This is a genomic window from Sphingobacterium sp. UBA7631, assembly GCF_002483935.1.
Classification (GTDB): domain Bacteria; phylum Bacteroidota; class Bacteroidia; order Sphingobacteriales; family Sphingobacteriaceae; genus Sphingobacterium; species Sphingobacterium multivorum.
Genome location: NZ_DLIX01000001.1, coordinates 1 through 20635 on the forward strand (window position 1 = coordinate 1; position 20635 = coordinate 20635).

The window sequence follows — 20635 nt, forward strand, 5'->3', positions numbered from 1 at the left end:
ACAGTTTACGTTACAGTCTCTCTTGCACCAACATTGGCCGCTAAAGGAGCCGCAAAACTTGTCCCTACATTTTGATAAAAACTTTCTGCAGGATCAGCAGACAACAAAATCATACTTGCATTACCTTCCACTGTAACCCATTTGAAACGATCTAAGCAGTAATCTCCACCGGCCATAACCATGTCCGGCTTAAAAAGCAGCTTATTTTTCTTCTCTCCTTTTTGTAGCAGAGCGTCATTATAATGACCCTTTCGGCTAAACATTGTGGGGTATTCCCTTCCGTTAGAAATTCCAAAAAATTCTCCATTTCTAAAAGACTCTGCACAGGCACCAACGGTCATATTATTTAATGATTCTGCTGGCACACAAAGATTGGTTGATTCATTATTAAAATGAGGCAAATGGTATCCGTTATATTGTCCAGCAGCCTCGAGATTGTTCCCTGTGCTTATAAAAATAAGGCAATCATTCTCGTAAGCAAAACGATCTAGAGAATAGGCGTAATTTGAATAGTTTTCATTAAACTCTTTATGCTGTTTGAAATTTACAGTCAGCGTAAATATCTTTATATCTGGATATCTTATTTTTGCTTCCTTTAGTGTGGAAACAATTTTAGTAATCGATAAAAAGGAACTGAACTTATCTATTATTTTTATCGGAAGTAACCTACAGTATGCGGTAAAGTCTCCTAAATATTCTCTCGTAATAGCTTCTGAACCAAGACTGATTAAAGCTGCAACAGCCGTTCCATGCCCTTGTCCATCATACAGGTTATCCTCATTTACAGGTGTATTCGTAGTATTTAAGTTATTATCGGCAATTATTGCTGGGTCTAGAGGCGTATTACTACCAATTCCAGAATCAATTACACCGACTATCGGAAAATCTGGTATATTAATCAAATTAAAACCATACTCTTTTTTGGCAAGATTGAATGAATCAGGCCTTACTAAAGTACCTCTACTGGATGTAACTTGTAGAAATATATCAAAATTGTCAATTACCTCCTCAAGATCTAGCAGTGGCGCTACATAAATTTCTAGGATATTTGTGCCCTCATCATATGTATACTTTATTCCCTGCTCTTCTAGATATTGAAATAATCGTTTTAAGATAACTTCTTTAAATGCTGGGTTTACAATAAGTTCGGGAACTTTTAAAATCAGAATACTGTCTACTTCTACATCAGTCTTAATTATATTATCGGACGACAGCAATTCGAAAGTATCTATATAGTGTATAAGGTGAGAATATATTCTATCACCACCATCTTTGGCATTTTCTACTAAAGTGTCTATAGAGGATAAAAAGTTTTGAAATTCTTGCTCTTTGTCAGAAACTACTGCAAATAGTATTGTGCTACCAAAATTTGTTACCTCAACTATTTCTAAGCCGAAATGTTTATACCAAGCATTAAAATAATACTTCACTGCAAATTGACCTAAGAAATTAATTTTTACATAGTCTATATGCTTGGGTATATTAAGCCCTACATTTCTTTTTTGGTGACGTGTATCACGAGTGCTGCGAAATTGCGTTGCGGATTTATATAAATTATCGGCCAGAGCTGCTAAATTTATTTGATTCTCTTCCTCCTTTTCTTCATCAGTAGCTTCTTCTTCCTCAGTTTTCCCGAATCCATAATTATATTTCATAGGGACAATTCCTTCATTCTGAATATCAGTTCTTAATAAAACATGTGGTTTGTTCATTTCTATTAAAATTGGTTATAAAAGATGGCATTATTCTTTTCAATGGGCAAGGTTAATCGCCAAGTCTAATTTACATAATTTATGCTTAATTAATATATTTACAGATATTAACTCTCAAGATTATTACAAACTTTAAGGCTAAGGTATTGGTTTGAAAGTAGGATTGGTTACGGGAAACCGTAGCTGATTTATTCAGCAGTTTTAATTAGACAATAAAATAAACAAAAAAGCCCCCTTGATAACCGCCAAGGGAAGCAATGTTGGCTATATGTTAACTAAGTGTCTATAACGAATAATCGGCACTACAAAGCAGATATTTCGTTATACTTTGCTGAAATTATACAGTATAAAAAGGCATCTGTTAGCATCGAGAAATTTGATAAAGTCACAGTGCTTGACCTTAATAAAATTTTAGCATCCACCCCACAAAATATATTATCTTTACTTCATGTAGATGCAGTTCCCCAGTTTTTATATCGCCAATACCAAAAGCCAAGATAAAGAGCAAAAAAAATAAAAACAGAATTTCTTGTGTGTCAATTAAATGTTTTACGTTGCAAATACCTTTTTTTACATTCAAGATCATATAATTCTAAATTTGATATTAAGCGTATCCCCGGCACAGAATTACAACTACAAATCACTTCGGAATATTCTATTTTTCAAGTTTTAAGGCCGTTTTATTTAAATCGATTTCCAGCTGAGATAATTCTGCATCCCATAATCCTAAGGAGTTCAATTTAATTTTTAGTGATTCAAATTCAACATCTGTTAAAATTACGGTGGCAGATGTTGCTGAATAAATAGCAGTTGGAAGTCCTTCTTTCATTAAATCTTTTGTTCCATTAACAATTCTATTCTTTCTACGTGTACTTGTTTGAATTCCATTCAAATAATCATCTGTTAATTCGTTCAATTGCTCCAATTTTTCTTGAATCGCATTGCCAATTTCGAATCGTTTTTTTACTAATCTGTCTTGGTCGTTGAGTTTAAGAACAGAAACTGTTAATTTACCAAAATCGTCCGAACCTTTAATTCTATAACGCCAATATTTTAAATGATTTCTTGGATCAATTTTACTTGGGTCAATTATTGGCTCTAATTTGGTATCGTGGTCATTTTTTGTGCCATTGCATTTTTTACAAGAAGGAAGTAAATTGTCCCATTCCAAAACTTCATCTTTATATATATCTTTATGATGAAAATGTTCAACTTCCAAATATTTGCTTTCTTCTTGTATATTTGCTTCACAATAGCAACATTTGTCATTAGAATATGCTAATAATTCTTTTTTGATAAAGTTAACGTTCCAAACTGACTTTCCTGTCGATTTAAACTCTTCTGTCAAAGCAACTTGCAATTCTTCGGTAAGCTCAACAGGTTTAGGTGTTCTATCTAGCTTAATCATTTGTCGATATTCCAGTTAATTGAATTTTTAAAATCTTTTTTAATGAATTTTCTGGATGTAACATTGCATCTAAAATTAAAAATTGTGCTTTTGCTTTCTCAAAATCTTCGTTATCAATGGCAGTATTGAAATTTGAAATAGCATTCAGGTATGTAGATGTTCTTGTTTCGGTCATTCCCATAACATCCGTTAGAATCTCTTCAACTGTCCATCCTTGACAGCCATACGATTGATTAACAATCATATTTATTTTTACTTCATTTGCATCATTTATTACCAGTGGTATAATTTCATTCGCATTTGACACTTGAATAATATGTGGACTGTGAGTGGAGGTTATTATTTGTGCCTTAGGCAAAATAAACTTTAAGGCATCATATATTTTTGCCTGCCATTCAGGATGCAAATGTAAGTCGATTTCGTCTATTAAGACAATCCCATCAAAATCTTTAATAAATTTACTTGGATTTTTATACCTTAATTCGATCTCCTGTATTAATCCCAGAATTAGCGCTAAGCTAGACTTATACCCAGAAGATAAATATTCGAAATAAATTTCCCCAAATGGAGAGGAAAGTAAGATATCAAAGGAATTAGGTAACACCTTTGAAAACTTTATAGATGGATTTAATATAGTAAAACATTCCCTAGCTAACTCGTAATTTTTCATTTGGTTTTCGTCTAATGTATTTGGTTGAGCCGAAAATAGAAATCGATTAACAAACCAATTTTTCAACTCGGTTGATACAAAACCATTAATTGTCTCTTGTGAAAACGCATGAACATCTTTAACTTGGTCTGTTCCTAGTGAGCTCAACTTTTTATATTCTATATTTCTATGAGTTTTAAAAACAATAACATCATTCGAATTTTGATAAAAACCGTTAAAGTTTCGACTGGTTTCATTTGGATGGAATTGAACCGTTAAGAATGATTTGGAAGAAGTATTTCCATTAATCGAGACATTAACATCCCATTGTCCTTTTTCAAATCCAGCTGTCTTTTTTAAAGTTGTTCGAGAACCTGCAAATGACTGAGCTAGGCAATCTAATATTGTGGTTTTACCAATTCCATTCTGACCACAAATAATATTGAAATGATTATCGAACTTAAGTTCTAAATCTTTAATAGGTCCAATGCCTACAATTTTAATAGTGTTTATTCTTATCATTTTTGTATATTACTACTACTTATTAGTACTATTATTCAATTGAGAAAAACTAATACTTAAGCTTAATAAAGCCATTCTGTTATATATTTAATTAAATTTATTTTATCTTGAAAATCTAGAGGGATTGATTAAAAAAATAGTTGATCAGAACAGCATTTCCAGTTTATCTTTTGGAGTTTGTTCTATACCATAATCCTCATTCATTGCTTTGAACACAAGTGTTTCAAATTTCCTTAGGCCTGATGTAGCGATGAATTCAGCTGTTTCTTTATTGATAGATTCTACCGACTTATAATTTTCTAGGATAATATCTGCTCGGACCTTTTGCTGAATCAATTCGCCATCCAATAGATCATCCCGCTTCTCTACGAGAACGCGAGCAACCTCTTTGAGATGTACTGGCGTCCCCACTGCCGTAATCATAAACATCTGGCTCCCCTTTCCTGAAATTTCGTCGATATCTACACTAAGTCCTATAATAGCATCAGCACGAACTGCCTGAGCCCGTTGCTTGAGCGTTTCGGTAACACGCTTGTACATTTCCTGCATCTTCTTCTCATAGCTGGTAGAGCGACCGCCAAAGAAATCTATATAACTCGCTCCTATATCGCTAAAGATATTGGTGCCGATGACTACATTGGCAGCTATTGGATCATTATATCGTGAAATCTCCCTCCCTTCGATGGAATTGGTCGTGGTTACTATCATAGCATTATACTTTTCAATCGGGCAAGGTTAATACCCAAGCCTAATATACATTATTTATGCTGAATTAATATGTTTACAGATATTAACTTTCAAGATTATTACAAACTGTAGGGCTAAAGTATTAGTTTGAAAGTAAGATTGGTTACGGGAAACCGTAGATGATTTATTTAGGTTTAATAAGGCCATAAAATAAACAAAAAAGCCTCCCTTATAACCGTTAAGGGAGGCAATTTTGGCTAGATGTCCGCTTGGGCTAGATGTTAACCGGCTTTGGGCATTCATCTACTGTAAAGATCGTGAGATTAGTTGAGATAATTGTTGTTCATTTATTATAAAATGTTGTTCAAAAATTTCATTCTAATTATAATTCAATTCCAAGAGGCTATTTCACTTCATCAAATATTATTATCTGTCTTACGAAAATTCCAGATCAACCCACTCTTCGATAATGACAGGCGTCTTTTATCAAAAAGTTCTTCCATGATCATCCAAACCTGATCTGTCAATGTAAAATATTTTTTAATGCTTAGAATTTCTATATTCAAAAATCAGGTAACAGAAAACTTTTTGACTGCTCGTACTCCGTGCTCAACAGCTAGAAATAATGTTTTTTCAAAAACCAAACAGGATTCACCCCTCCCAGACTCAAGGTTTTTTTCCGTTTATATCCTTTTCATTGAATTTTGCTTACAAAAATAACTGATGTCAACAATTGGATGTGTGCCCCCATTTAAAGGGATGCTATCGTGTTCTACAAAAGTTCGGGCGAAATTATATCGTTTGACATTTTGAAACTTTACCTCCGTCAATTTGCTGATTAATAATAAAAACTTGTCTCAAATCGATAGAATTTCGTATCCTTCCACCCCAATGTTGATCAATTATTGTAAAAACAAAGTAATCATCGAACCATTAAAAAAAACAAATACCACTTTTTAGTGGTCGTTTTATTCATAATATTCGATCTTCCTTTTTATTAAAATTCCACCTTCAAATTCGTCTTTAGGATTTCTTTTAATAATCTGCTTTTGTTCAACCCAATTTTCATAATTATCATAAATATATGAAAAGGTTGATGATTGTATGGTAGGGCTTTCTTCTGATCTGCTTTTTTCTTCTTCTATATCGCCATGTGAATTGTATTTATAATTTTTTGTTTCTTTAAAATAAGAAGAATTTAGCTCGATTGGTTTATTTGAATTGTCATATCTGATATCAACAACCCCTGATATATTGCCATCAAAACTGTCAGTTTTTTCTTGAATCATATTTTTATTCCGATCATATATTTTAGTGACAATAGAAACTAACAAAAACTCTTTTTTTGTTTCGCGGCTAAGTGTTACCTATTCGTAATCTGGTAGTATAATTTCTTTCTCTCTATTCTTCTTATTGTCTTTTTTATCTCCTGAAAAAACGCGCATCAACCATTTTACAGGTTTGCTTCCAACAATGGCTATCAATTGATTTAGGAGTGCAACTCCGACTCTCGACTCCGGATATACTATACGAGGAATACCCGGAGGCAGCTTTTGACACTCTTGAACGTAGGGTTTCATTATTTTTTCGTAGTTACGGAAAGCCTCTTCATAATTACCTGCTCTATAAAGCTCTCCAGCAAGGATATAGGCTCCTGCCACGGCAAGGTCTGTACCTTTTCCTGCTATTGGTGTAGCACACCAAGCGGCATCACCTGTAATGACAACCCTTCCCCTAGTCCATTTATCAGTCTTGACTTGGCTGACCCTCTCAAAATAAAGATCTTCACTCTCTTTTATCTCATTAACTAATCGTTCAGATTCCCAGCCTGCACCTTGTATACGATCAATAAGCGCTCTTTTCTGATCTGCTTCACTTAGGTATTTATACGCGTTCTCTTTTGCCAGAAAAGTTACCGAAGCCCTTGTCTTTCCATAATTATCAGGCCTCAACATAAATACAATGCCCTTTGGCGCATTATACCAACGTGCCCATCGACTGTCGGTATTATTTCGAAGGATAGTAAGATAAGCGGTATATAAACCTAAATAGTTAAAACGAGGACGACCGCCAAAGGCAAGATCACGCGTTGCAGAACCGATACCTTCAGCTATAACCACAATATCAAAGATACCCTTCTTTCCACTTGCAAAATCCACCTTGACCTCATTTTCACTTTCTATCAAATCAATGATGTGATCACCAAAAATATATTCTACACGCTTCGCGGTGAGATCGTACAGTATCTTAACCAGATCGCCACGTAGGATCTCAAGTTCCTGAGTCATGCTCATTGAACTATCAGATGGAAATTCTGCTATTGTATGATTGTCGGAATTAACGAAACGTAGCCCAATCTCGGTGGTATTATGTGCGCGGATCTCTTCTAAAATACCCATCTTAAGCGCAATTTCTTTTGCTGGTCCTTTCACGTCTATATTCTGTCCACCCAGTCTCAAGGCTGCTGCACGCTCTATCACGGTAACCTCGAAGCCGTACCTATCCAGCCAGTAAGCCAATGTAGGACCGGCGATGCTAGCACCCGAAACTAATATTTTTTTGTCTTTCATAATTATAATTTTCAATTTTTTGATTAGACAAACAACCTAAAGATCAAAGTAGTTCAAAAATACACGCAAATTTTTCACACGGGTTCTATAAAAATCCGAAAAAGCAAGTAAAGCTTTTTTTGTGTAAAAACACACTATAAAGTCTCGGTACTTTATACCGGCATATGAAAGACTGAATACAAAAAATGCTGTAATCGAAACTGCAACAAGTACTGAAAGAATTTATAGCTAATGAACTAAGCGATATTTACTCCAAAAAGATGACCTATTAATGCAGTCACACCCATTGCTATGGTACCCCAAAAACAGATCCTGCCCACAGCAACGCCTATATTTGAGCCCCCTGTTTTTGCAGAAATTGCCCCAAGAATCATTAAAAAAATAATCGTAAAACCATATTGTAAATAGACCATCAGCTCAATTGGTGCAAATAATGATACCATAAATGGAAGCACGGCTCCGAGAGCAAAAGAGCCAAATGATGCTATTGCCGCCAACAGAGGCTTGGCTTGCGTTATTTCATTTATCCCCAATTCATCATGAGCATGAGCCCCTAATGCATCGTGCGCGGTGAGTTCTCGCGCAACTTGCTGTGCTGTCTCCGGACTTACTCCTCTCTTCTCATAGACCTTCGCCAACTCCTGCAACTCTAGCTCTGGCATTTCTTCGAGCTCTTTTTGCTCACGCAATAGATCTGCTTTTTCAGTATCTTCCTGCGAGCTTACCGAAACGTATTCCCCCGCAGCCATAGACATTGCTCCTGCAATCAAACCTGCCAACGCAGCCAATACAATGGTATTCCGATCAGGATTAGCGGCCGCAACTCCAATAACAATACTTGTAGTCGATAACAGTCCATCATTGGCGCCTAATACCGCAGCACGAAGCCAACCCACACGATTAACATAATGCTTTTCTAATGGAAGGTGCATAACTATATGTATGAGTAAAAGATAATTAAATGTACTAAATTATATGCTTTTGTGGTAAAGTAATTTCCAGTCAATACAAAAGATCGTCATAGTGTAGCTTCCATTGTAATGTTTTATAACTGTTGTCACAATATGAACAAGCAAAATTTTAGAAAACGTCGCTAAATTTCAGTAAAAAGATCAAGAGTAAGCAACCTTCTCCTTTCTAAATCGAATATAATATGTAACCACGTTTAGAAAGATAATAACAGCCGCGATAATAGCGGATAAGAAAACAAGGTTATTGTTTTTTGTATTTGCGACTACAATAGCCATTAAAGCCCAAACTGCTACCAGGCCGAATGTTGGCATATTGCGTTTCCAAATCATAAACAAATGGATTAATAACGCTACTGTAAACATAGAAATCGTCCAAACCGTATCCGATAATCCAAAACCAGTTTGTGACTTGAAACACTTATATTACTTTAATAACATAATAGATATGTAAATTACGGAGGATGCTAAGGTGGGTTTGAAGACTTACCATTTTTGAGGCCTTCCGCTTTTCAAAAATTGAATAATTATAATGGTAACACAGTGATTTATGAGAACAGAAACCCAAGAAAAATTTGACAGAATCATAAAAGAAAGCTTTATTGAAATCTTAAAACCGCTTGGTTTTAAAAAGAAGGCCAAAAACTTTTATCTGCCGCTTGAGAAAATTGGTCACATCATTAATATTCAAAAAAGTAGATATAGCACCAAAGACGATATCCGTTTCACCGTAAACGTTGGAATATTTTCAACCGAGTATTGGCTAGCGTGCTTTAACTATCATAACAAAGATGTACCGGCATATCCCACCGAACCTGAGTGTTTAATAAGAAAAAGAATTGGTTGTATGAGAGGTCTAGACGATACTTGGTATACTGTAACAACGACGACAGATGGTGACGGACTAGTTGCTGAAATGAAATATAATATTTCAGGCTTTATTTTACCGTTCTTTGAAAAGTTAAACACAGTACAAAAGCTTATCAACGAACTGGAAGCTTCTGAAACCTTACTGCACACCGCCGCTAAAATGACGTTTTTCGCAGAGATAAAGCTCCTGGATAAAGCCAGAGTCGAATACAGGAAAATATCAAATGAAAATTATAATCGACATCAACTAGCGAGGCTCAAAGAATATGCAGAAAAGCACGGTTTAATTTAATAAAATAGATTTTTTAATTGGCATTTTATACAGCGATTAAGACAGGATGAAGATATTAGACTTTTTCAGAATATTTAAACGAAAGATTGCATCAAAAACTAAGAGGAATGCATACTTGCCCCTTTCTTGGGACGACGATTATTGTCAAATTGAAATTGTCCCCGCCGAAAATAGGGAGTCTATAGAGAAGAGGATTACAGAAGTAAAAGTTCTCGCGGATCAATCGAGAGAGGGTCTGGGTTTTACTGAAATATTCGAAGTCGGCCAGATGTCTATAACGACTTTTTCAAAAGAAATCCTAACAGAGCCGCTGAGTCAACTATTAACAAATTATAAATTTGAAAAAGCAGAAAGCATTAACTATGTCGGCTATAAAATAGCCAACTGCGAAACAACATCCACTAAAGCTTTTGGTTTCTCAAACTTCACTGTATTTTTTGATACGGAAGAAGAATTTGTAAAACATATTTGGCTTTCGATCAACGCGACAGCTTCTCGAACGGAAATTTCACGAGAACATTTCAAATTGATTAAAGACGCACTATATAGCTTAGGAGAAGAATACGAAATGGTTTTAGCGGACTGGAATAGCTTGCAATTAATCGATTTAAGCAACAGAAATCAGATTGACAAATACCTTAAAGGTTACTGGAAATAGTACGTAAGGTATTTTGCATAGCGAAGATTAGATCATATAGGGAACTCCTTTGAAGAAAATATGAAATTTCCAACCAGTAATTGCATATTTGACCAAGGGAGTAATGTTGGCATGCTTAACGTAGCTGATTTATTCAACAATTTTAAGAAGGTAAAAATTAAAAAAAAGCCTCCCTTATAGCCGTTAAGGGAGGCAATTTTGGCTAGATGTCCGCTTGGGCTAGATGTTAACGGGCTTTGGGCTTTCATCTACTGTAAAGATCGCGAGATTAGTTGAGATAATTGTTGTTCATTTCTTATAAAATGTTGTTCAAAAATTCCTTCCTAATATTAATTCCATTCCAAAAGGCTATTTCACTTCATCAAATATTATTATCTGTCTTACGAAAATTCCAGATCAACCTACTCTTCGATAATGACAACCGTCTTTTATTAAAAAGTTCTTCCATGATCATCCACACCTGATCCGTCAATGTAAAATATTTTTTGGTGCATAGATCATCTATAGTTAGAAATCTGGTAACAGAAAACTTTTTGACAGCTCGTACTCCGTGCTCAATAGCTAGAAATAATTTTTTTAAAACCAAACAGGTTTCGCCCCTCCCAGACTCAAGGTTTTTTTTTATTCCTTTTATATTCTTTTTCATCGAATATCGTCCTTTATCCACTTTAATTCCCCACGTTGTATCATGGCTATATACTTTTGCACGTGATCATCGGTCAATAAGCAATTGTCATCTAGGTGGTAATTGAACTGTTTAGTGAATGGGGCATACTGAATACTTCCTACATAGGCATTATTGAGATAAATATGCCAAAGGCTGTATTTCTTGGCCCGAACTTCCACTACCTGACGTTTTCCATGATGATAAAACAACTCAGGCACATCCGTATCAAAGCGAAGTATAAGGGCGTCAATGCACGCTTCCTTGATGTCATCGGCGAGTACACCGAATGCCAATTCCCACTCTCCCTGAGATTTCCTGAAAACATAAAAAGCAAGACCATTTTTGTTGTAAAGATGATAATCTTTCATGCCCATGCTTTTATCATGCACGGTAATTTGAGCGTACATTACCCGATTTCGGCAAAAGATTTCCAGAGGTTTCATTTTACAATATTACTAAATATATTAGTAATATTGTATAAAGTATAGATATTTAGGGTTTCTCATTTTTTATAGGCCATTGGATGGATGAAGCCTCTAATAGCTGGTAGAGCCACCGCCAAAGAAATCGACATAGCTCCCTCCTATATCGCTAAAGACAGTGGTGCCGATGACAACATTGGCTGCTATTGGTCGTCTCTTCACATCCAGAAATATTTAGATACGATATTCCAACTGGACTGGCTCTGCCAGGCAGCTGTATATCAGATCTATACTATACACTCAATCTCGATATCGGCGTTCCGCGGTAAGGAGGTAACCTCGATGGAGCTCGTGTATAAGCTATTTAATATGAGTAAGAAGTGCAGGCAAGCTCTATTTTGACGATTGGGCATTACGATTCACTTTCATAAACAAATCTTCGTATATAGTTTTCCAGATCAGTAAGTTCAAAAGGCTTTGTTAAAAAACCTTCTGCCCCACATTCCAAAGAGATTCTTCTTCCGTCGATATGACCTGACATCATAATCACGGGCAGCTTATCATATTTAGCGGAACTCTTTAGATCACGGAGTATCATGTCACCATTCCGTGCATGCATATGAATGTCCAAAAAGAGTATATCAGCATTCATAGTATCCAACACTTCCGTCAGGACTAAACTGTTTGCTACAGATATAACAATCGTATACTGATTCTCTAACACCAAGGAAAATGCATTTAGTATTTCTTTATCATCATCGCACACTACTATTGTCTTTTTCATCTTATTTTTTTAAGAAATATTTTTTTCATCACTTATTAAAAAATGGATCTTAGGCATAAGATCCACCTTCCTTGATTGTTGATTAGCTCTTAATGAGCTTTTCCATTGAGTAAGTTTATCGCCCTAGAGCTTTTTAAAATTGAACGCCCATCGAATATATTTGGTTCTACTTCAAACGTCATTACCCATACTTCACGTGTATATTCAGACGAAGACGTATAAAAACATCGCTTTGTGATGAAACTCATTTTGTTGTCAAAACAATGGGTATATCATTCAGCTTTGCAAATAAAAAAAGCGAGCAAAAGCCTGGTGTAATAATCCAGACTGTATACCCGCTTCAAAATAATCTGCCTTGTGCAAGTGCAAAAATAAGCTACCTTTTCGATTGCCTATTTCTTTTTTTTACGGAAAACATTATCCGTTACCTCTTTAGAGGAGCCATCTTTTTCCTTTTGATAAGAAGATTGTGCTTTCTCTTTGGTGCTTTTTTCCTTTTTAATGTCTTTACTCATGATGTATGGATTTTATAAAATGATGGTCCTTTTACTTTCAATAGCTATGATTGATCGGAAGGAATAATATTAAGCTGAATCGTATTTACTCTTTGAAGTACGCAAGCTGCTAGTTGTTGAACTGAAAATTTCCGAAAGGTATATCGTGGAGAATTTAAAGATAAAACAAGTGTATTTATCATATTGGATCTACTGAATGGGTTAAGATGAATAGCAGATCGCAGTAATAAATGTACGCATAATAATTGACAATCAGGCATCAAGTTTTTTAAATAAACTAACGAACAGGTTCATTCATATAATCCGCCATCTTAAGCCGGGCCATTAAATAGCTTATTGTGGATTCTGCACCTTGATTGATGTTGATTGTATGCTCTTCCAGGCCGTCAAAGCATCCGCCGGTAATAGGATTATAAACAATCTGCCGAATATGGTTCCTTCCCAGAAACCATTCAAATACGATTCGTATATTTCTCTTATACTGCTCATCTCTTGTAAACTTATAAAACCTATCTAGTGCAATAATGGTATAGGCAACATCAATGGGCTGCTCCCCGCCCCTAGTTTTGGTTGCCGGCTGGTCTCGTTGTGACCATCCTTTGTTGGAAATCACATGAACCTCATTGTCAACAATAATCTTGCTCAACAAGAAATCAAAAGATTGACAGGCAATATCTCTGTAGCGGCAATCCCCAGTTGTCTCATAGGCGATTAACATAGCCTCCGGAATAACACTATTGCCATAGGTCATATACGATTCATACCACTGCCAGTCCGTAGAGCTCTCATGTTTAAACATGGCTGCCAATCGATCCGCAAGTGCCTGGATTATAGCTTTATAATTTTTGCCCTTCATAAAACTCAGTCCCTTAATCGTGAAGGCCATCGATCTTGTCGAAAAATACACTAAAGCATGTTTGGAGGCTCGCTCCAGGAGTTCTATTGCAAGCTTAACCATTCTTTCCGGCAAAAGATTGGCCATGCCCACCACTTCGCCCAGAGCCCAGACTGCTCGACCGTTGGCATCTTCAAGATTCTCCTGCTGGTTTTGTATCGTGAAATTACCGTAGATATCTACATAATTCAGAAACGTGCCGTCCTCTTGCATACAATGACCTATAAAATCCAGATATTTCTGTATCAGACCAAGGTCTTCGTAGGTTTCGTATAATCTATAGTGATGTAACATGGCTATAAGCGCTCTTGCATTGTCATCCAAAGCATAACCGCTTGAAAGGTCCGGCGTGGAAATATCAGCAAATTGAACAAAGCCGCGCTCATCGGACATCCGAAAAATATGGTCCAGATTCAGCGGTGGAATGGAGTAGATCATTTTCCCTTTTTTATCTATAAGAAGCTCAAAAAGATATACATGAGCTATAGCAACGTTTTGCCAGGAAGTCTTGACCATCTTCTCAAGGTTAACATGATGAATCTTGCTTAATTGAAGTTCATCATCCAAAATATGATTGACAGCAGCTGCGAGCTGATCAGAAGCTTGAAAATCTATTATGGTGCCCATATCTTCCTTTAAAACCTCCTTCACATGCGGGATTGGCGTAGAGATAATGGGGCATCCGGAGCTCAGCGCATAAGAAAACGTACCGCTAACGGCCTGTAGCGGATCTTTTGACGTAAAAAGGTATACGTCGGTTATAGATAGATAGGCTAATAAGTCTTCCGTGGAAAGAAATTCGTTAATAAAACGCACATGAGCTGAAATACCGAATTCATCAACTATTGCCTCAAGCTCATTTCTATACGACTCTCCATCAATTCGAAGCAGGTTGGGGTGTGTCATTCCTAAAACAAGGAATATCACATTTGGGTTTTGTTCGATAATAGATGGAAGTGCATAAAGTGTGGTTTCTATACTCTTGCTGGGCCCCAGCAAACCAAATGTACTGAGGACTTTCTTGCCAACTAGGTTAAAATACTCAAGAATGGCATATTTATCCTTAGCTGGGGCTAAATGGGTGCCGTGCGCAATTACAGTTATTTTACTGGTTGGAATTTTGTAATTATGAATAAGGATATCGGCAGATCCCTGGGTCATCACGATGATTTGCGAGCAATGATAAGCAATGGCAGATACATGTTCGAGCATAGTGCGATCAGGTGCTGGCAACACTGTATGGAAAGTGACAACAGTAGCAAGTTGTGCTGCATTGAGATCCGAAAGAAAAGATATGAATTTAGCCTCCTGACCAAGGAAGAGACCAAACTCATGTTCGACACAAATCAATTTAATATCCAGATCACACAGGATGTTTTGAAGGATATTATCGAATGAAAGCGGATTTAAAATATCTAGCTTCCCCAATGGGCCATCATCTTGCGATGTATTATTATCTACAATCGGTATGGGAATTAGCCGGTACGACTCTTCAAATTTACTCGCGATAGCATTTATCAGATCTGTTGTATAGGTTGCAATACCGCAGGCGCGTGGAGGAAAAGTGGAAAGGAACGCAACTCCTTTTTTTGTTTTTGAAATCATGTTGGATTTTTTAAGTGAAGTCCTTGCATACGATCTTCTTGTATCTTTGACAAGGTGCTACACGTAGGGAGGTTTATAAATGTACGAAAATAAAATGAGAGAAATGCTAGCTGGAATGTTATATCTGAAAAACTATTAATGTTATGTTAAAATTTGAATCGGATAATATATGCTCGAACCTTTTGCTGAATCAGTTCGCCGTCCAATAGATCATCCTGCTTCTCCATCGGTATGCGAGCAACCTTTTTAAGATGTACTGGTGTCCCCATTGCGGTAATAATAAACACCTGGCTCCCCTTTCCTGAGATTTTTCAGAACAAAAGTCAGGTAAACAATTCAATATTGCCTGCAAAAAATGATATTGTTCTTTGTTTCTTCAAAATTTTGGCTCCATTTAGAAGCATAACCTAACATCTCACGCAATACGGTAGGCACTGCAAATACGTGTGCGGATCGGAAAAAGTCGATTTTGGGTACATTTGCATATAGTATAACCATTAAATCGACATGTTCTGCTTCCGAACGCGATTTGTGTTTTACTTTGGAAGGTATCCAAATGACATGATTCTGAGGAACCAGGTATATGCTGTTTTCAATATAAAAATATTGATATCCTTGGGAAACAAAGCTTAATTGGCCTCGAGCATGTACATGTTCATAATCATCATGTGTCCAGTTATTTTGATACCATACATAAACATCTAAATTTATTGGATCTGAAAACTCTCCCTTCTTACGTTCAATTAAGCCACATTTATTCTTGTCGTTTTGCATATAGTTATTGTCAAATTTAATAATAAAAACATATGCTAACTTTATACTATCATTTAATAATATCGGTAGGCATGAAAAAATGAACATGATAGCACTTGGTCATCATCTATACCGGAAAATTTATCTGTAGAAATACAGGTTGTATTTGAAGTAAAATAAATAAAATAGAAATTAGTATGAAAAAAGTTTTTATAGCCGGAGCCACAGGTTGGGTCGGTAAAGAATTGAGCAAAGCGATCGTGGCTAGTTCAGATTATACATTAGTCGGTGGGCTTTCAAGATCCGAAGAAAATTTATCGGACATTTTAGGTTTAGATCAAGCGGTAATTCCGCTATTTGATTCAATTGAAAAAGCAATTGAAAAGGTGGATTTTGATATTTTGATTGATTTTACATCCCCAAAAATTGCAAAGGAAAATATTATAGCTTCAATTAAGAATGGAAAAAATAGTATTGTTGGTACATCGGGGCTTTCAGATCTGGAATATGAAGAGATCGGCTCGCTTGCCGAGGAAAAAAATGTATCTGTGTTAGCTGCTGGTAATTTTTCAATAACGGCTGTTTTATTACAAAGATTTTCGGAAACTGCAGCAAAATATATTGATCACTTCGAAATAATAGACTATGCTTCCCAAAAGAAGGTAGACGCCCCAAGTGGAACAGTTGCTGAACTTGCCTATCGCCTTTCTAAGATTCAAAAACCAGTTTTGGATGTGCCTATAGAAAATACCATTGGTTATAAAGAAACGAGGGGAGCTACAATCAATGGCATTCAAGTCCACGCAGTTCGCCTTCCGGGTCATATACTCGGTGTCGAAACAGTCTTTGGTATGGAAGACGAAAGACTGAATATTAAACACGAAGCAGGAAGCGGCGCAGCACCTTATCTTAAAGGCATTTTTATAGCTTTAAATAAAATAGATACATTTAAGGGACTCAAACGCGGCTTGGACACAGTAATGGATTTCTAAATCAGATTAAAATTATCAGCAGGAATGTGAGCATACCTGATGCGGACCACTTAAGCTTCGGTTGAGCCGTTCGATATAACCGTTTTACATAAATGCTCTTATTCTCCATTGCGGATGCATACACCTCTCATCAACGATTTATAGAGCCTCCATTTCAGCAGGCTTTGAGATCCTTAGAATATTTAAATACACAATGCAAAGTTATTGCATTGTGTATTAAGAAAAAATACTACTTCTTCCCTTGTTGTCTTTTTGGAGGAGATAAAGAAGGCGTATTGCCTGGAGTTTCTTTGTTGTCTCTTTGGCCTCTGTCTGGTTTGCCTGTCGATTCGGCAATTCTTTTTGGTCCTGGTTTTAGTGCCATAATTTTGAAATTTATTTATAAAGTATGTTTATTCATAGCCGCATATTTCTAATAGCCTATGACCTGCTATAGACTTCAAAAATATCGTAATAAGCAGCCTCATCTTTGATAGTTTTAAGATATACGGTCTTTTCGCTCGCGAATACTGATTTAGGACTAATCACCACCTTCACTTCATCTGTCTGTACATCGAAATCTATTGCATCATTCTTACTCCAAGGTAAAGTAACGAAACCTCCTATATCCCCCACCCTTACCATCAGTGTTCCTGACATACTTGGAGTCTGCGAGCAATATAAGGCGAGTACCGTTTTCTTAATAGGGGCATTTCGTCTTAAATTCTCCTTTTCCGACTCGAACTCCTCTCTGCTAATCAGACCGGAGTCCAACAATGTCTTAAGTTTAAATAACTCATCTGTAAATGACTTATGACCAGCATTTAAGATGCCATCGGTTTGCTTTTTTGTATGTGAAAGCAATTCCGTTTCAAATTTGAGTTGCTCGTCTGATTTAGACACCAGAGTAAAAATGAGTCCAATAACCGGAGATAGGAATAATGAAAGAAAGAATGCTCCGGCAAAACCTATATTTCTATTAATACCAATAGCACCCACTGCTAACGAAAAGATAATCCATCCTAAAAATATTTCCATTGTCTATGTTCTTTATAATAACTTGAAGCAAAACTAAAGCTTGTTAAAAATGAAATTATACGGGAACCCGTAAAGAGAAAGTAAAAGAAAGGCTGAGATTTGCTTATAGATTCTATTTAATCTTATAACCATCTGCAACAACATGGCGCAAAGAAAACTGTATAATCCTTATTGCTTTTTCCATCTACAATTCTCACATAGACTTCTGTGGTTTTAACATCTTATGAGCTTATAATTTTGAAGCGGTTTAAATATCCATGCCAAAGGTCAGCTGTAATGTGTTGAATGTATGACCCATGCCAAGGAATGTAACCTTAACCACTACCTCAGCTTAATGTCCTAAAATAGTAGTTATTCATAAACTTTAAGTATTTAGACTTGAACTCGACAGAGCTAGCTAATGTTTATTTCTATAGATTTAAGAACATTGCGATGAAAAATGTTATACAAAATAAAGAAGCAACCATATCTATTTTAAAGGTTTTAATGAATGAAATTAGAAATGGTATTTTATGCACCTCAACAGTAAAAAACAGCTTACAGAATGTTCAAATAGTACATACAAAAGAAATGGACCGATATGGAAATCTTTTCTTTATCTTTTCCTCGGATAGCAAACACTATCATAATCTTCAAACAAATAAAGAAATCAAATTAATTTACACCATACCAGATAGATCTGAACTTTTAATGATTATCGGTACTGCTGAAACCAGTAGCAATATCAGCACAATAGAAAGGTATTGGTCGCCCTATAATAATAAAGACTTTGATAAGGGAAAAACCGATCCAACTATTAGGGTACTGATAATAGTTATTGAATATTCAAAAATCTTAAAATCTGCTTCTAGCAGTATGATTGATTATCTTAAACTGCTTGGGAGGACTATCGGCAATACGAATTAGAAAAAACCTTGTAAGAAATCTGAGTGCATTTAGAAAATGCTCTTTTTCAAAAAAAAGACCGATCGTTTTATTTTTTTTCATAATTTTGTCCCGTATTAGAATTTATGCTTGATGAAAACGACTAAATCTGAAAATACCAAACGATTAATTATCGAAAAAACAGCAACAGTTTTTAATACGAAAGGTTATGCAGGTACGTCCATAAATGATTTGATGATTGCCACAGGACTTTCAAAAGGTTGTATTTATGGTAACTTCGAAAACAAAGACGAGATTGCCTTGAATGTTTTTGATCACAACTTCGGTAAAGTTACTCAACATATGAAAGACCGCATCTTGGCAACTGAAAACTCGATTGAACGACTGCTTGTTTACCCGCAAACCTATAAAAATTATTTCAGATACCCATTTCTACAGGCTGGATGTCCAATTTTAAATACTGCTACAGAGGTTGATGATACACATCCTAAGCTAAAAGAACGAACACAAAAGGCATTAGCATTTTGGAAAACATCAATTGAAAATCAGATTAAACGAGGCATAGCAAGAAAAGAAATAAAGGAAGATACTGACCCTACTGAAATTGCAGTGATCATGATTTCAATGATTGAAGGAGCATTCATGCAGGCAAAGGTAAACAACCATATGGTGGAGCTTAAAATTGCAATGTCGTTCCTTGAAAAATTAATTAAGAATTTAAGCATATAATTTTTTTAAACTAAAAAAGACCGTTCGGTTTATTTTATATTAACAAGTGAACAGAATATCATATTAAATAGTACCATTTTAAAGTTATGTCAACACAAATCACGCTTGCAACCACCGGAGATTATCCAAGAATTATGGAAATCTGGGAATCCGCTGTTAGGGCAACTCACGATTTTCTTACCAATGAAGATTTTATCTACTTTAAAGAAGTCATTCCGAAGGATTATCTGCCCAATCTCGAAGTATTTCTCCTTATTGAAAACGGGGAATCTGTCGGGTTCTCATCGGTATCAGACAGAAACCTCGAAATGCTTTTTATTCACAATGACTACCGTAACAAAGGGTATGGAAAGCACCTATTTCAATTTATGGATGAAACGAAAGGCATTGCAAAGGTTGATGTCAATGAGCAAAATTATCAGGCCATCGGATTTTATGAAAAATTAGGGTTCAGAAAATCAGGAAAATCAGAAAAGGATGGTTCAGGCAAAGATTATCCGATTATTCATATGCTAAAATGATTAAAGCCTGTACTTATCACAACACAATAATTATTAATAATAAAATATATAAAAATGATTGAAGGATTATATGAGACACACATCCAAGTAAGCAACTTGGAAAATGCAGTGCAATTCTATACTAAAATTTTGGGACTTGAGTTTGCACATTATGATGAAACCAGGCCGATTGCATTTCTTTGGATCGGAGAAAATAAAAAGGCAATGCTCGGACTTTGGGAACAACAAGGTAATCTCCAGACAAGACATTTTGCATTCACCTGTTCCAAAGATTTCATTTTAAAAGATGCGAATACTTTTTTAGATAAAAACGGATTAAAAGCCTATAATTTTCTCAAAAATGGCAGCAATGAACCAATGGTTTTTGCCTGGATGCCCGCACTTGCTCTCTATTTTGATGATCCAGACGGAAATCAACTGGAGTTTATCCATATTCTAAACGGCAAAAGCCAGCCAGAACTTGGCGTAATCAGCTACGAGGAATGGCAAAAAATCAATTCACTTCATTAGACAA

At 35.8% G+C, this 20635-nt stretch carries 22 protein-coding genes; 8 read left to right on the top strand and 14 right to left on the bottom strand.

The annotated features are described in order from the left end of the window. Nucleotides 1-5 precede the first annotated feature (5 nt). The 7 genes from B3P16_RS00005 to B3P16_RS00035 all read right to left on the bottom strand — a co-directional run bounded on the left by B3P16_RS00005 (nt 6) and on the right by B3P16_RS00035 (nt 8480). Nucleotides 6-1712: a S8 family serine peptidase gene (locus B3P16_RS00005; RefSeq protein WP_286840791.1), complete on the bottom strand. Its 1707-nt coding sequence runs from the start codon at nt 1710-1712 to the stop codon at nt 6-8. Nucleotides 1713-2367: 655 nt separating this feature from the next. Further along, nucleotides 2368-3120 carry a hypothetical protein gene (locus tag B3P16_RS00010; RefSeq protein WP_286840792.1) on the bottom strand — a complete coding sequence of 251 codons (753 nt, stop codon included), beginning with the start codon at nt 3118-3120 and terminating at the stop codon, nt 2368-2370. Next, nucleotides 3113-4291: an AAA family ATPase gene (locus tag B3P16_RS00015; RefSeq protein WP_286840793.1), complete on the bottom strand. Its 1179-nt coding sequence runs from the start codon at nt 4289-4291 to the stop codon at nt 3113-3115. The genes B3P16_RS00010 and B3P16_RS00015 overlap by 8 nt, the downstream gene beginning before the upstream one ends. A 144-nt stretch (nt 4292-4435) precedes the next feature. Further along, nucleotides 4436-4999 carry a YbjQ family protein gene (locus tag B3P16_RS00020; RefSeq protein WP_286840794.1) on the bottom strand — a complete coding sequence of 188 codons (564 nt, stop codon included), beginning with the start codon at nt 4997-4999 and terminating at the stop codon, nt 4436-4438. Between the two features lie 947 nt (nt 5000-5946). Continuing rightward, nucleotides 5947-6267, bottom strand: a complete 321-nt coding sequence (locus tag B3P16_RS00025; RefSeq protein WP_286840795.1) for a hypothetical protein — start codon at nt 6265-6267, stop codon at nt 5947-5949. A gap of 78 nt (nt 6268-6345) precedes the next feature. Beyond that, on the bottom strand, nt 6346-7548 hold the full coding sequence (locus B3P16_RS00030) for an FAD-dependent monooxygenase (protein ID WP_286840797.1): 1203 nt from the start codon (nt 7546-7548) through the stop codon (nt 6346-6348). A gap of 236 nt (nt 7549-7784) precedes the next feature. Next, a complete protein-coding gene (locus B3P16_RS00035) occupies nt 7785-8480 on the bottom strand; it encodes a VIT1/CCC1 transporter family protein (protein ID WP_286752174.1) in 696 nt (231 codons plus the stop codon). Between the two features lie 586 nt (nt 8481-9066). On the opposite strand from B3P16_RS00035, the gene B3P16_RS00040 reads away from it, so the two are divergent. Then, nucleotides 9067-9678, top strand: a complete 612-nt coding sequence (locus B3P16_RS00040; protein WP_286840799.1) for a DUF4304 domain-containing protein — start codon at nt 9067-9069, stop codon at nt 9676-9678. Nucleotides 9679-9724: 46 nt separating this feature from the next. Continuing rightward, nucleotides 9725-10336 (top strand): hypothetical protein, encoded by a 612-nt coding sequence (locus B3P16_RS00045; RefSeq protein ID WP_286840801.1) that lies wholly within the window; start codon nt 9725-9727, stop codon nt 10334-10336. Between the two features lie 642 nt (nt 10337-10978). Here the strand turns inward: B3P16_RS00045 and B3P16_RS00050 are convergent. Next, the gene (locus tag B3P16_RS00050) at nt 10979-11371 is read right to left on the bottom strand and encodes a hypothetical protein (protein ID WP_286840802.1); all 393 of its coding nucleotides are present in this window, start codon (nt 11369-11371) and stop codon (nt 10979-10981) included. A gap of 159 nt (nt 11372-11530) precedes the next feature. Between B3P16_RS00050 and B3P16_RS00055 the strand changes: the two genes are divergently transcribed. Beyond that, nucleotides 11531-11827: a hypothetical protein gene (locus tag B3P16_RS00055; RefSeq protein ID WP_286769542.1), complete on the top strand. Its 297-nt coding sequence runs from the start codon at nt 11531-11533 to the stop codon at nt 11825-11827. Between the two features lie 10 nt (nt 11828-11837). Here B3P16_RS00055 and B3P16_RS00060 read toward each other — a convergent pair whose 3' ends face one another. From B3P16_RS00060 to B3P16_RS00075, 4 genes are all read right to left on the bottom strand, one after another. Continuing rightward, on the bottom strand, nt 11838-12209 hold the full coding sequence (locus B3P16_RS00060) for a response regulator (RefSeq protein ID WP_286752178.1): 372 nt from the start codon (nt 12207-12209) through the stop codon (nt 11838-11840). Nucleotides 12210-12601: 392 nt separating this feature from the next. Continuing rightward, nucleotides 12602-12724 carry a hypothetical protein gene (locus B3P16_RS00065; protein ID WP_286752179.1) on the bottom strand — a complete coding sequence of 41 codons (123 nt, stop codon included), beginning with the start codon at nt 12722-12724 and terminating at the stop codon, nt 12602-12604. A 277-nt stretch (nt 12725-13001) separates the two neighbouring features. After that, nucleotides 13002-15224, bottom strand: a complete 2223-nt coding sequence (locus tag B3P16_RS00070; protein WP_286840805.1) for a glycosyltransferase — start codon at nt 15222-15224, stop codon at nt 13002-13004. A gap of 336 nt (nt 15225-15560) precedes the next feature. Further along, entirely contained in the window at nt 15561-15998 is a 438-nt protein-coding gene (locus B3P16_RS00075; protein WP_286840807.1) for an AraC family ligand binding domain-containing protein, read from the bottom strand. A gap of 176 nt (nt 15999-16174) precedes the next feature. Here B3P16_RS00075 and dapB point away from each other — a divergent pair, with 176 nt between their 5' ends. Next, entirely contained in the window at nt 16175-16969 is a 795-nt protein-coding gene (dapB, locus tag B3P16_RS00080) for a 4-hydroxy-tetrahydrodipicolinate reductase (RefSeq protein ID WP_286840809.1), read from the top strand. Nucleotides 16970-17198: 229 nt separating this feature from the next. On the opposite strand, the gene B3P16_RS00085 is transcribed toward dapB, so the two are convergent. Then, complete coding sequence (locus tag B3P16_RS00085) at nt 17199-17333, bottom strand: hypothetical protein (protein WP_286840811.1); 135 nt, start codon at nt 17331-17333, stop codon at nt 17199-17201. 56 nt (nt 17334-17389) lie between these two features. Next, nucleotides 17390-17986, bottom strand: coding sequence for an SHOCT domain-containing protein (locus B3P16_RS00090; RefSeq protein WP_286840813.1), 597 nt, complete (start codon nt 17984-17986; stop codon nt 17390-17392). 432 nt (nt 17987-18418) lie between these two features. Here B3P16_RS00090 and B3P16_RS00095 point away from each other — a divergent pair, with 432 nt between their 5' ends. The 4 genes from B3P16_RS00095 to B3P16_RS00110 all read left to right on the top strand — a co-directional run bounded on the left by B3P16_RS00095 (nt 18419) and on the right by B3P16_RS00110 (nt 20631). Continuing rightward, entirely contained in the window at nt 18419-18892 is a 474-nt protein-coding gene (locus tag B3P16_RS00095) for a pyridoxamine 5'-phosphate oxidase family protein (protein WP_286752185.1), read from the top strand. A 111-nt stretch (nt 18893-19003) separates the two neighbouring features. Beyond that, nucleotides 19004-19600, top strand: coding sequence for a TetR/AcrR family transcriptional regulator (locus B3P16_RS00100; protein WP_286840814.1), 597 nt, complete (start codon nt 19004-19006; stop codon nt 19598-19600). Between the two features lie 86 nt (nt 19601-19686). Next, entirely contained in the window at nt 19687-20121 is a 435-nt protein-coding gene (locus tag B3P16_RS00105; RefSeq protein WP_286752187.1) for a GNAT family N-acetyltransferase, read from the top strand. 54 nt (nt 20122-20175) lie between these two features. Next, nucleotides 20176-20631, top strand: coding sequence for a VOC family protein (locus B3P16_RS00110; protein WP_286752188.1), 456 nt, complete (start codon nt 20176-20178; stop codon nt 20629-20631). Nucleotides 20632-20635: the final 4 nt, after the last annotated feature.

What these genes read in the sequence shown, in the direction of transcription:
- dapB (WP_286840809.1), top strand. Translation starts at nt 16,175, where the DNA reads ATGAAAAAAGTTTTTATAGCCGGAGCCACAGGTTGGGTCGGTAAAGAA.
- B3P16_RS00015 (WP_286840793.1), bottom strand. Translation starts at nt 4,291, where the DNA reads ATGATAAGAATAAACACTATTAAAATTGTAGGCATTGGACCTATTAAA.
- B3P16_RS00055 (WP_286769542.1), top strand. Translation starts at nt 11,531, where the DNA reads ATGAAGCCTCTAATAGCTGGTAGAGCCACCGCCAAAGAAATCGACATA.
- B3P16_RS00105 (WP_286752187.1), top strand. Translation starts at nt 19,687, where the DNA reads ATGTCAACACAAATCACGCTTGCAACCACCGGAGATTATCCAAGAATT.
- B3P16_RS00090 (WP_286840813.1), bottom strand. Translation starts at nt 17,986, where the DNA reads ATGGAAATATTTTTAGGATGGATTATCTTTTCGTTAGCAGTGGGTGCT.
- B3P16_RS00040 (WP_286840799.1), top strand. Translation starts at nt 9,067, where the DNA reads ATGAGAACAGAAACCCAAGAAAAATTTGACAGAATCATAAAAGAAAGC.
- B3P16_RS00025 (WP_286840795.1), bottom strand. Translation starts at nt 6,267, where the DNA reads ATGATTCAAGAAAAAACTGACAGTTTTGATGGCAATATATCAGGGGTT.
- B3P16_RS00095 (WP_286752185.1), top strand. Translation starts at nt 18,419, where the DNA reads ATGAAAAATGTTATACAAAATAAAGAAGCAACCATATCTATTTTAAAG.
- B3P16_RS00045 (WP_286840801.1), top strand. Translation starts at nt 9,725, where the DNA reads ATGAAGATATTAGACTTTTTCAGAATATTTAAACGAAAGATTGCATCA.
- B3P16_RS00005 (WP_286840791.1), bottom strand. Translation starts at nt 1,712, where the DNA reads ATGAACAAACCACATGTTTTATTAAGAACTGATATTCAGAATGAAGGA.
- B3P16_RS00035 (WP_286752174.1), bottom strand. Translation starts at nt 8,480, where the DNA reads ATGCACCTTCCATTAGAAAAGCATTATGTTAATCGTGTGGGTTGGCTT.
- B3P16_RS00065 (WP_286752179.1), bottom strand. Translation starts at nt 12,724, where the DNA reads ATGAGTAAAGACATTAAAAAGGAAAAAAGCACCAAAGAGAAAGCACAA.
- B3P16_RS00100 (WP_286840814.1), top strand. Translation starts at nt 19,004, where the DNA reads ATGAAAACGACTAAATCTGAAAATACCAAACGATTAATTATCGAAAAA.
- B3P16_RS00050 (WP_286840802.1), bottom strand. Translation starts at nt 11,371, where the DNA reads ATGAAAGATTATCATCTTTACAACAAAAATGGTCTTGCTTTTTATGTT.
- B3P16_RS00085 (WP_286840811.1), bottom strand. Translation starts at nt 17,333, where the DNA reads ATGGCACTAAAACCAGGACCAAAAAGAATTGCCGAATCGACAGGCAAA.
- B3P16_RS00020 (WP_286840794.1), bottom strand. Translation starts at nt 4,999, where the DNA reads ATGATAGTAACCACGACCAATTCCATCGAAGGGAGGGAGATTTCACGA.
- B3P16_RS00060 (WP_286752178.1), bottom strand. Translation starts at nt 12,209, where the DNA reads ATGAAAAAGACAATAGTAGTGTGCGATGATGATAAAGAAATACTAAAT.
- B3P16_RS00110 (WP_286752188.1), top strand. Translation starts at nt 20,176, where the DNA reads ATGATTGAAGGATTATATGAGACACACATCCAAGTAAGCAACTTGGAA.
- B3P16_RS00010 (WP_286840792.1), bottom strand. Translation starts at nt 3,120, where the DNA reads ATGATTAAGCTAGATAGAACACCTAAACCTGTTGAGCTTACCGAAGAA.
- B3P16_RS00075 (WP_286840807.1), bottom strand. Translation starts at nt 15,998, where the DNA reads ATGCAAAACGACAAGAATAAATGTGGCTTAATTGAACGTAAGAAGGGA.
- B3P16_RS00030 (WP_286840797.1), bottom strand. Translation starts at nt 7,548, where the DNA reads ATGAAAGACAAAAAAATATTAGTTTCGGGTGCTAGCATCGCCGGTCCT.
- B3P16_RS00070 (WP_286840805.1), bottom strand. Translation starts at nt 15,224, where the DNA reads ATGATTTCAAAAACAAAAAAAGGAGTTGCGTTCCTTTCCACTTTTCCT.